9 protein-coding genes are annotated in these 9,367 nt (G+C 72.7%); 5 read left to right on the top strand and 4 right to left on the bottom strand.

The annotated features are described in order from the left end of the window. Window positions 1-271 precede the first annotated feature (271 nt). Window positions 272-970: a bifunctional DNA primase/polymerase gene (locus tag TR46_RS21450; RefSeq protein WP_042403733.1), complete on the bottom strand. Its 699-nt coding sequence runs from the start codon at window positions 968-970 to the stop codon at window positions 272-274. A gap of 335 nt (window positions 971-1,305) precedes the next feature. Between TR46_RS21450 and TR46_RS21445 the strand changes: the two genes are divergently transcribed. Beyond that, window positions 1,306-2,685, top strand: a complete 1,380-nt coding sequence (locus TR46_RS21445) for an NsdA family TPR-like regulatory protein (protein ID WP_042403731.1) — start codon at window positions 1,306-1,308, stop codon at window positions 2,683-2,685. Window positions 2,686-2,886: 201 nt separating this feature from the next. After that, entirely contained in the window at window positions 2,887-3,975 is a 1,089-nt protein-coding gene (locus TR46_RS38150) for a hypothetical protein (RefSeq protein WP_052432982.1), read from the top strand. Window positions 3,976-4,033: 58 nt separating this feature from the next. On the opposite strand, the gene TR46_RS21435 is transcribed toward TR46_RS38150, so the two are convergent. Then, window positions 4,034-5,269: an ABC transporter substrate-binding protein gene (locus TR46_RS21435; RefSeq protein WP_042403729.1), complete on the bottom strand. Its 1,236-nt coding sequence runs from the start codon at window positions 5,267-5,269 to the stop codon at window positions 4,034-4,036. A gap of 218 nt (window positions 5,270-5,487) precedes the next feature. Here TR46_RS21435 and TR46_RS21430 point away from each other — a divergent pair, with 218 nt between their 5' ends. Together TR46_RS21430 and purU are read left to right on the top strand one after the other, a co-directional pair. After that, window positions 5,488-5,937, top strand: a complete 450-nt coding sequence (locus TR46_RS21430; RefSeq protein ID WP_042403727.1) for an SCO4402 family protein — start codon at window positions 5,488-5,490, stop codon at window positions 5,935-5,937. 130 nt (window positions 5,938-6,067) lie between these two features. Next, window positions 6,068-6,937 carry a formyltetrahydrofolate deformylase gene (gene purU, locus TR46_RS21425; protein WP_042403725.1) on the top strand — a complete coding sequence of 290 codons (870 nt, stop codon included), beginning with the start codon at window positions 6,068-6,070 and terminating at the stop codon, window positions 6,935-6,937. A gap of 19 nt (window positions 6,938-6,956) precedes the next feature. Here purU and TR46_RS21420 read toward each other — a convergent pair whose 3' ends face one another. Together TR46_RS21420 and TR46_RS21415 are read right to left on the bottom strand one after the other, a co-directional pair. Further along, the gene (locus TR46_RS21420; RefSeq protein ID WP_052432981.1) at window positions 6,957-8,114 is read right to left on the bottom strand and encodes a zf-HC2 domain-containing protein; all 1,158 of its coding nucleotides are present in this window, start codon (window positions 8,112-8,114) and stop codon (window positions 6,957-6,959) included. Continuing rightward, complete coding sequence (locus TR46_RS21415) at window positions 8,111-8,680, bottom strand: sigma-70 family RNA polymerase sigma factor (protein WP_042403723.1); 570 nt, start codon at window positions 8,678-8,680, stop codon at window positions 8,111-8,113. Before TR46_RS21415 ends, TR46_RS21420 begins: the two co-directional genes overlap by 4 nt. A 281-nt stretch (window positions 8,681-8,961) precedes the next feature. On the opposite strand from TR46_RS21415, the gene TR46_RS21410 reads away from it, so the two are divergent. After that, window positions 8,962-9,345, top strand: a complete 384-nt coding sequence (locus TR46_RS21410; protein WP_236655422.1) for an STAS domain-containing protein — start codon at window positions 8,962-8,964, stop codon at window positions 9,343-9,345. Window positions 9,346-9,367 lie beyond the last annotated feature (22 nt).

Genomic DNA, 9,367 nt, shown 5'->3' with positions numbered 1-9,367 from the left:
GGCTTCCCCTCCGGGCCTCCCCCTCGTGCCCCCGCACTCGATGTTCCTCCTGCGGCGGCTCCCTCCGGGCGGTTGATCCTTACGACCCCATTCCTCCCCTCGGCAGCAACCGGCAATCCTTGAGCGTTGTCACTCGAAAGTGGGGTTTTGAGGGGCATGGAGCCGCAGCGGGCGGCACACAGAGCGGTGCCCCCGAAGCCCTGCGGATCGGAGGCGGATCCGGGGGCGGATTCGGGGGCACCGGGGACGCCGGGCTGCGGCTGACGGTCGCTCAGGAGAGCGGTGACGTCAGCGGCGCCTCTCGGCCGCATGCATAGGCGATGGGGTTGATCAGCTCGGTGGCCTCGGGCAGCCAGCGGTTCAGGGTGGTGGGCTCCCTGGCCCACTGGGCGAAGCCGAAGGTGCCCACCCGGGTCGGCGGGGCCACGATCCAGTCGCCCTCGCCGTGGCCCATCAGGTCCAGCCGTCCGGGCCCCCAGCCGAGCCTGCGCAGCAGCTCCGGGAGCTTGGGCAGCGATCCGGGCAGCACCAGGAAGACCAGCCGGCGGCCGCGGCCCGCGGTGCCGGCTCCGCCGCCGGGGACCGCCAGCACCGGGCCGAGCTGCAGGCCCATCCGCTCCATCCGGGCCAGTGCCAGGCAGCCCGCGATCTCGGGTACGTCGATGGCGTCGAAGGCGCGGCCGGTCGGCAGCAGCACGGAGGCCAGCGGGTTGTCGGTCCACCAGCGCCGTACCACGCCGGGGCCCGCGCTGGCCTTGCGCGCCCAGTCGCGGGTCGTCGGGTGCGCGCCGGGGGCGGGGCAGTCGGGATCGCCGCAGGAGCAGCGCAGCGGCCCGTCGTCCTCGATCAGCCAACTGCCGGCGGCGACCTCCCAATGGCGTTCCTCCGCGTAGCGGACGGCGGCCTCGATCAGCGGGTCGCGGGCGGCGTCCCGATGCGCGGTGTCCCTATGCGCGGTGTCCTGATGCACGGTGTCCCGATGCGCGCGTTCCCGATGGACGGAGGTCGGCCGAGTAGCTCCCAGGGTGTCTTCCACGCCGTGCACAACTCGCGAGGACGGAGCGGGTTACGGGCGTTGCCACGAAAGTGATCGCTGCCGTCCGACCTGTGGGGGCGCGTCGGTGCACGGACGGGGCGCACAGGGGAGTCGGGGCCCGCCAGCGGGTATCCCATCAGGGAGACGTCTGGATACTCTGGACGGAATGTCTCAAATGCCGTGCGACCCGACAGGCTTCGCGGGCCCCTGTGCGGGGAATGCTGATGACCTGTCGGGGTGACCATCACGCTCGAGGGGGAGGCACGTCCATGGCCGCCAGACCACTGGTCGCACGACAGCCCAACGAACGACTCCAGGCGCTGATCCAGGAGGCCGGCTGCTCCAACGCCGGCCTGGCCAGGAGAGTGAACCTCTGCGGCGCCGAACACGCGCTCGACCTCCGCTACGACAAGACCTCGGTGGCCCGCTGGCTGCGCGGCCAGCAGCCGCGCGGGCAGGCCCCGGCGGTGATCGCCGAAGCCATCGGCCGCAAGCTCGGACGGTCCGTCACCGTCGAGGAGATCGGCATGGCGGACGGCCGCAACCTCTCCTCCAGCATCGGGCTGCACTTCTCGGCGACCCTGTCCGGAGCGGTCGAACAGGTCTGCGAGTTGTGGCGCAGCGATGTGGGCCGCCGCGACTTCCTGATCGGCACCTCGGTCGCCTCCTCGGCCCTGGTGGAGCCCAGCCGGGACTGGCTGATCACCCGCCCGGACGAGACGGTGGCCCGCAACGGCGGTCCCCGGGTGGGCCTCGCGGACGTCGAGGCGGTGCGGGCGACCACCGAGATGCTGGTCGAACTCGACCACCGGTTCGGCAGCGGGCACGTCCGCCCGGTCGTGGTGCACTACCTCAACAGCGTGGTCTCCGGGCTGCTCTCCGGCTCCTACCGGGAGGAGACCGGACGGGCGCTGTTCGCCGCGGTGGCCCGACTCACGGAGCTGGCAGGGTACATGGCCATCGACACCGGCCAACCCGGCCTGGCCCAGCGGTACTACATCCAGGCGCTGCGGCTGGCCCAGGCGGCGGGGGACCGGGCCTACGGCGGCTACGTCCTGGCGGCCTCGATGAGCCATCTGGCGGCCACCCTGGGCAATCCCCGGGAGATCTCCCAACTCGCCCGCGCAGCCCAGGAGGGCGCGCGCGGCGCGGCCACGCCCACGGCGATGGCGATGTTCTACGTCGCCGAGGCCCGCGGCCACGCGCTGCTCGGCGACGCCCGCTCCTGCGACGCGGTGGCCGCGCGTGCGACAGAGGCGATGGAGCACAGCCGTCCGGAGGAGGACCCGGCCTGGATCGGCCACTTCGACGGCGCCTACCTGGCCGACGAACTCGCGCACTGCCACCGGGATCTGGAGCAGCCCCGGCAGTCCGCCCGGCAGGCCGAGGAGGCGCTGCGCGGCCATCCGGAGACCCGGGTCCGCCGCCGCGCGGTGGACCTGGTGCTGCTGGCCACGGCCCAGTTGCAGCTGAAGGACGTGGAGCAGGCGTGCGAAACCGGCGCGCGCGCCGTGGACTTGCTCTCCGGGCTGCGCTCGGCGCGCGGCGCCGAGTACCTCGACGACTTCCGGCGCAGACTGGAACCCTTCCGCGAGCAGCGCGTGGTACGGGAGTTCCAGGCGAGGTCGCTGGCGGAGGTTGCGGCGTAGCGGAATTCGGCACTGCCGTGGGGCCGGAGTGCCGTCAATACACCAGGGCTCATAGCCACTCTTCCGGGCGAACCGGTAGCGTGGGCGTTCCATGGGGTAGGCCGGGCAGGACTCGGCCGCGCGCCGTGGGAGTCGGCCAGTGGTCCCGCCCCGGTGCGGGGGCAGAGCAGCCCGCCCCACCGGGCGAAGTGAGGATGCGCGTTGAATCTCCGTCGCCCCAGCAACGACGAGCTGACCCCTGAGGACCTGTTCAGACCGGAACCGGCCGGGGGGACCTCGGGCGGGCAGCAGCCCGGGCCGGCCATGCCGGGCGAGGTCATCCGCTCCTCGCCGGACGGACTCCCCTGGAACGCCCCGACCCAGGCCCAGCCGGACGGCAACCCGGAGTACTACGGCGAACCGTCCTACGGGGAACAGGGCTACGGGGAACAGGGCTACGGCCGGCAGGCCGCACCCGAGCAGGAGGCCTCGACGCAGTTCATCGTGCCGATGCCGAGCTATCCCGGCGTGCAGCCCCAGCAGCCCCAGCAGCCGCACCAGCAGCCGACCTACGGCAATGGCTACCCGCAGCAGGGTTACCAGCAGGGCGGCTACGACCAGGGCGGCGGCTACGGCGCACCGGCCCCGGGCTACGACCAGGGCGGCTACGACGAGCGCCCCGCCACCCGCCGCTTCAGCACCCGCGCCATCGGCATCGCCGTGGTGGCCGGCTGCGCGGTCCTGGGCATCGCGGTCGCCGCCGCGCTCGGCGGCGGTTCGTCCAAGGGCGCGGCCGCGGTCGGCAGTACCACCTCGGTCTCCGCGAGCGCGGGCGCCAGCAGCGGCGCCACGTCCGCCTCGGCCGCGCAGACCCAGGCCAAGGCGATGTCCGATCTGCTGGCCACGGCCTCGCACAGCCGTGCGGCGGTGATCAGCGCGGTGGGCGACATCACCAACTGCCGGAACCTGGATCAGGCCAAGCAGAACCTGACCACCGCGGCGGGCCTGCGCGAGCAGCTGGTCAGCCAGCTGGGCAGCATGCAGACCGACCAGCTGAAGAACGGCGCCGCGCTGGTCGCCGCGCTGCAGGAGGGCTGGAAGGCCTCGGAGAGCGCCGACAGCCACTACGCCGCCTGGGCGGCCGAGTCCAAGGGCAGCTGCGCCCACGACCACCGGCCCAAGGCCGGCGGCCGCAACGCCGCCGACGCCGCGAGCGGCACCGCCAGCACCGCCAAGGAGAAGGCGTCCAAGCTGTGGAACGCCATCGCCGCCGAGACCGGTCAGCCGAAGCTGTCGGCCACCCAGCTCTGAATGCGTCCGCCCGACGCGCGTGTCCTGGGGCCTGTCCGGCCGGAACTCCGGACAGGCCCTACTGCTTCAGCAGCAGCGCACGCACGTCCTGCAGTCCCGATTCACCCTCGCTGAGCTGCCCGTTCTGCACGCCCAGGAAGGTCACCCGGGTGTTCACCAGCCGGGGCGCGCTGCTCAGCGCCAGCGTGTCGTTGATGCCCCAGGCCAGCGCCGGGGTCTGCCCGCCGGTGTCGATCGGCCCGCTGTTGTCCAGGGCGATCCGCAGCGACTTGGCGGTGATCTGCCCGGTCATCCCGGAGACGACCTTGCGCAGCACCTCGTAGGCGATCCAGGTGGTCTCCTCGCCAGGGTCGGCCGTGTTGATCCGGTTGTCGGTGAAGGCGTAGGTCTTCACCAGGGCGTGCAGCGAGTTCCACACCGGGCTGCTGTCCGGCGGGTACCAGCCGGTGGCGAGCAGCGACTGCAGCGGTCCGGTGGCGCCGCCGGTGGAGTCCACCAGGGACTGCTGGACGCTGCCGATGACCGACGACAGCCGGGTGTGCCGGGGGGCCTGGCGCCGGTAGTCGTCGAAGAAGGTCGCGGTGGAGGCGGGGTCGAGGGCCGTGGTGACGCAGGAGCCGTTGTCGTCGCTGCCGATGGCCTGGACCGCCGCGGCCGAGTACTCGGTGCGCCCGGAGTCGACCGGGACGTCCACCGTGGACACATTGCCGGTGGACAGGCCGGCCTTGAGCGAGCCCAGCATGGTGTCGCCGAGGTCGCTCTTCGGGCGGACCACGGCGACCCTGGTGCAGCCGGCCTTGACCAGCTGCTCGCCGTTGCCGGCCAGCAGCGTCAGATACCCGCCGTTGACCGGGTAGGAGTAGATCGAGTTGAACTCCTCGGGGGAGAGCCCGAAGCCGCCGAGGTAGGGGATGTCGGCCCCCTCCAGCAGCGGCATGAAGTCGCTGCCGTACTGGCTGTAGGAGCCGACGACCGCCACCACGTTCCTGGCGACCGCCTCGTTGGCGCAGGCGATGGCCCCCGCGCTGGTGTTGTGCTCGTCACAGGTCAGCACCTGGACCTGGCGGCCGCCGATGCCGCCGGTCGCGTTGAAGTCCTTGGCGATCGCGGCGGCCAGCGCCGGCATCCCCGCCTGGCTGCCCACCGCTCCCTCCTCCGGCGCCCAGGTCATCACCGTGACGGTGCCGTGCTCGCTGGCGTCGGCGTTGCCGCCGCAGGCGGCCAGGCCGCCCAGCAGCAGTGCCGCACCCGCGGCGGCGGCGACCGTACGGCTCGATCGTCCGGTGGACCTCATGGCACGCTGTCCCTCCCTGGAGGCGGGCTCCGGTCGGCCCGCCACATAGCTCGGGGGAAAGCCTCCGGGCAGCGGCGGACGCCGACGCGGCGCTCCGGGGAACAACGGGCCAACGCCGTGAGAACAGCCGTAGCAATGGGAACGTAGGATCGATTCTTATGCAGGGTTCGCAGCACGGTTCGCAAAAGTCTTCTCGAACGGCCCCTCACTCGGGGAGCATGGGCGCCATGCCGCTCACTGACATCCCCTGGTGGCGCTGGCGGGCCCGGGTCCGCTCAGCCCTGCACATGCTCGGCGACCCAGCGTTCCAGCAGGAATTCTGGGTCACCGGCCGGGAGGGCTACGGCGACGTCACCGACGCCGTGTACCGCCTGGTCGAGGACACCTGGCTGGACCGCTGGTCCGCCGAGAAGTACGTCGGGACGATCGTCCGCGACTCGGCCGAGGCCGCGCTGGTGGACACCGCGGTGCTGCGGGTGCTGCGGATCATGCACCAGGTCGGGGCGGACGCCCCCTCCGCCGCGTACCTGGCGCACCACGGCTGGCCCGAGGCGGTCCGCGCCTGCCGCGACGCCCACGTCCGGCTGACCCTGAACGACGGCGAGGACCCGGACGTCGCGCCGCGGTCGCTGGAGGTGCTGTCCATCCTGACCCGCGTCGTGGCCTGACCCGCGTCGTGGACTGACCGCGTCGTGGACTGACCCCGCCGGAGCCTTTCGCGGCGTGAGACGGTTCGCCGGCCGGCCGCCCGTCTGTGGCAGGCTGGCTGCTCAGGAGTCCGCAGAAAGGCAGCATCCGGTGTCCCAGCAGCAGCCCGGCACGGGCCAGTACGTACTGACCCTCTCCTGCCCGGACAAGCAGGGCATCGTGCACGCGGTGTCCAGCTACCTCTTCCTGACCGGCTGCAACATCGTGGACAGCCAGCAGTTCGGCGACGGCACCAGCGGGCTGTTCTTCATGCGGGTGCACTTCTCCGCGGAGGACCCGGTCACCCTGGAGAAGCTGCGCGCCTCATTCGCCGCGACCGGCGACGCCTTCCGGATGGACTGGCAGATCCACCCCAGCGCGGAGCGCGCCCGGGTGCTGCTGCTGGTCAGCAAGTTCGGCCACTGCCTCAACGACCTGCTGTTCCGGGCCAGTACCGGGGCGCTGCCGGTGGACGTGGTCGGGGTGGTCTCCAACCACACCGACTTCAAGGACCTGGCCGGCTCCTACGGCGTCCCGTTCCACCACATCCCCGTGACCGCGGCGACCAAGGCCGGGGCCGAGGCGGCGCTGCTGGAGCTGGTCGCCGCGGAGCGGGTGGACCTGGTCGTGCTGGCCCGCTACATGCAGGTGCTCTCGGACGACCTGTGCAAGGCCCTGGCCGGGCGGGCGATCAACATCCACCACTCGTTCCTGCCGAGCTTCAAGGGCGCCAAGCCCTACCACCAGGCGCACGCCCGGGGCGTGAAGCTGATCGGCGCCACCGCGCACTATGTGACGGCCGAGCTGGACGAGGGCCCGATCATCGAGCAGGAGGTGGTCCGGGTCAGCCACGACGTCACCCCCGAGCAACTGGTCGCCCTGGGCCGCGACGCCGAATGCCAGGCGCTCGCCCGCGCGGTGAAGTGGCACGCCGAGCACCGCGTCCTGCTCAACGGCAGCCGCACCGTCGTCTTCGCCTGAGCCCGGCCCCGCGGGCCCCTCAGGGGCGCGACAGCAGGCGTGCGGCGTGGAGCAGGTCGCGGGCGGCGTTGCGGTCGCCGATGATGCCGTGCGGGGTGCGGTCCGGATCCCGGTGCGCCGCGCACAAGAAGCAGAACTCGACGCCGTCGATGGCGACGGTGGCCACCGGCTCGGTGTCGGCGCGCAGCGGCGGGGCGTCCGGGGCCGGGATCTCCAGCGGCACCAGCCATTCGCTCTCGCCGCGGCCCTCGATGATCAGCTTCACCGCGCCCTGCCCCTGCCGGGCGGTCGGCGAGCCCGGGCCGGCCATGCGCAGCGTGGTCAGCGCATAGGGGAGCAGCCGGGTGGCCAGCTCCACCATGGCCCGGATGTGCGCCCCGCGCGGCGGCCCGTAGGGCCACCCCACCGCCTCGGCGATGTCCTCTGCGTGGATCCAGCACTCGAAGGCCCGGTCCACGAAGGCGTCCCGCAGCGGCAGCTGGAACGCGCCGTAGTCCACCGGGAGGTCCGCCGCCGCCGAGGGCTGCCCGGCGGCGTCGACCAGCGCGGCCGTCTCCACCAGGGCGCGGGTCTGCTCGCGCCAGAACGCCCGGACGGTCTCCGGGCCGCGCCGCCGCTGCTGGGCCATCAGCCGCGCGGTGCGCTCCACCAGGTCGATGCCGCCGTCCGGCGAGGGCACCGGGTCGGGCAGGCCCAGCGCCCGGGACACCACCCCGTCCACCGCCGTGAGGTGGCACAGCACCTCGGCCGGGCGCCAGTGCTCCGAGCCGCCGTGCCAGGGCAGCTCCGCGCGTTCCAGCCAGTCGAGTTCGCCCAGGTCCCGCAGCAGCGCGTCCAACCGGGCCGTCTCGGCGACGAACGCGCCCGCGTACTCGGGGACCCTGACCTCCGGCGCGCGCCGGGCCAGGGCCCGGGCCAGCACCTGGGTGCGCAGGATCGGCGCCGGGTCCAGCGGTTCGTCGGCGGAGAGCCAGCCCGCCGCATGCCGCAGCCTTCCGGCCTCCTCGGCGCAGCCGGGGCACCCGGCCAGGTGCTGCTGGACCTGGGCGGCCTCCTCGGCGGGGCAGGCGTCCAGCGCCCACGCGCCCAGCAGTCCGCGCAGCGTGTCGTGGTCGGGCGTCCCGCCCGGCCGGCGCTGCGGCGGTTCCGGGCTCCCCGGAGGTATCGGGGCGCTCATGAGGTGTGTTCCGTCGAGAGGGCCGTGGCCAGGAGCTGGAGGCCGAGCCGCATCCGGTGCTTGGCGGTGGCCGTGCTGATGCCGAGTTCGCGCGCGGCCTGCTGGTAGGTGCGGCCGCCGAAGTAGGTGAGCACCAGGGTCTCCCTGAGTGCCAGCGGGAGCGAGGTCACCACGTGCTGGACCCGGGCCGCGGTCGCCTCCGCGAGCACCTGCTCCTCCATGCTGGAGGACTCCGGCGGAGCCGTCGGGCCGTCCTCGTCGCCCTCGCCGCCGTCCGGCGCCTGGTCCCTGCGCAGCCGTTCGACGGCGCGGCGGTGGGTGAGGGTGCCGATCCAGGAGCGCATGGAGCCCTGGGCCGGGTCGAAGTCGCCGGGGTGCTCCCAGACATGGGCGAAGACCTCGCGGACCACCTGCTCGGCGGCCTCGGCGTCGTCCAGGACGCGGCTGGCCAGTCCGAGCACCAGCGGGGCGAACTGGTCGTAGAGCTCACCGAGCGCGGACTCCTCGCCGCGGGCGAGGCGCCGCTGGATCTGGCGGTCCCAGCGGATCGGGGCCGATGTCGCCATGGGCACCGCCCTTCATCGGAACGTCCCTGTTTGAACCTAGCGCCGCCGGGTGAGGTGACAGGGCGGTTCGCAGAAACTGACTGGCCACGGACCGTTTCGGATCGGACCGTTTCGGATCGATTCCATGTACGGACTGTGATCCGGGCTGTCCTCCGTCGGCTGCTCCCGATAGCCTGATGGCTCGTCAAGAACACTCGGTGACCGTTTTCCCTGGACTTTTGTCCACTCCCGTCACCTCCGTCCCACCCACCGACCCGACAACCCGAGAATCGCGGCACAGCGTGAGCACACTGACAGTGACGCCCGAGACGTTCGACGACTGGACCCTGCTCCGCGTGGCGGGCGAGATCGACCTGGCCTCCGGGGCGGTGGTCCGCGACCAGGTGCACCACGCCGTCGCCTCCGGGCAGCGCCGGATCCTGCTGGACCTCAGCGAGGTCCGCTTCTGCGACTCCAGCGGCGTCGGCGTGCTGATCGGCGCCCGGCGGCTGCTGCGCTCCTGCTCCGGGGAGCTGCGGCTGGTCCTCCCGGCCGCCCGCGACCACCGCGCCAGCAGCGAGGTGCACCGGGTGTTCAACGCCCTGGGCATCCGCCGGCTCTTCGACATCCACCCGGACCTGGTCTCCGCCAGTGGCAGGTCCGAGGCGGTCCAGGGCGCGCAGTAGGCTCGGGGGATTCGTCCCGGAC

This window comes from Streptacidiphilus carbonis, from assembly GCF_000787775.1.
Classification (GTDB): domain Bacteria; phylum Actinomycetota; class Actinomycetes; order Streptomycetales; family Streptomycetaceae; genus Streptacidiphilus; species Streptacidiphilus carbonis.
This window is presented reverse-complemented; position numbering and strand designations above follow the sequence as displayed.

Bases quoted from the DNA above. Each gene is read 5' to 3' on its own strand.
- TR46_RS21435 (WP_042403729.1), bottom strand. From the start codon at position 5,269: ATGAGGTCCACCGGACGATCGAGCCGTACGGTCGCCGCCGCCGCGGGT.
- TR46_RS21430 (WP_042403727.1), top strand. From the start codon at position 5,488: ATGGGCGCCATGCCGCTCACTGACATCCCCTGGTGGCGCTGGCGGGCC.
- TR46_RS21420 (WP_052432981.1), bottom strand. From the start codon at position 8,114: ATGAGCGCCCCGATACCTCCGGGGAGCCCGGAACCGCCGCAGCGCCGG.
- TR46_RS21415 (WP_042403723.1), bottom strand. From the start codon at position 8,680: ATGGCGACATCGGCCCCGATCCGCTGGGACCGCCAGATCCAGCGGCGC.
- TR46_RS21445 (WP_042403731.1), top strand. From the start codon at position 1,306: ATGGCCGCCAGACCACTGGTCGCACGACAGCCCAACGAACGACTCCAG.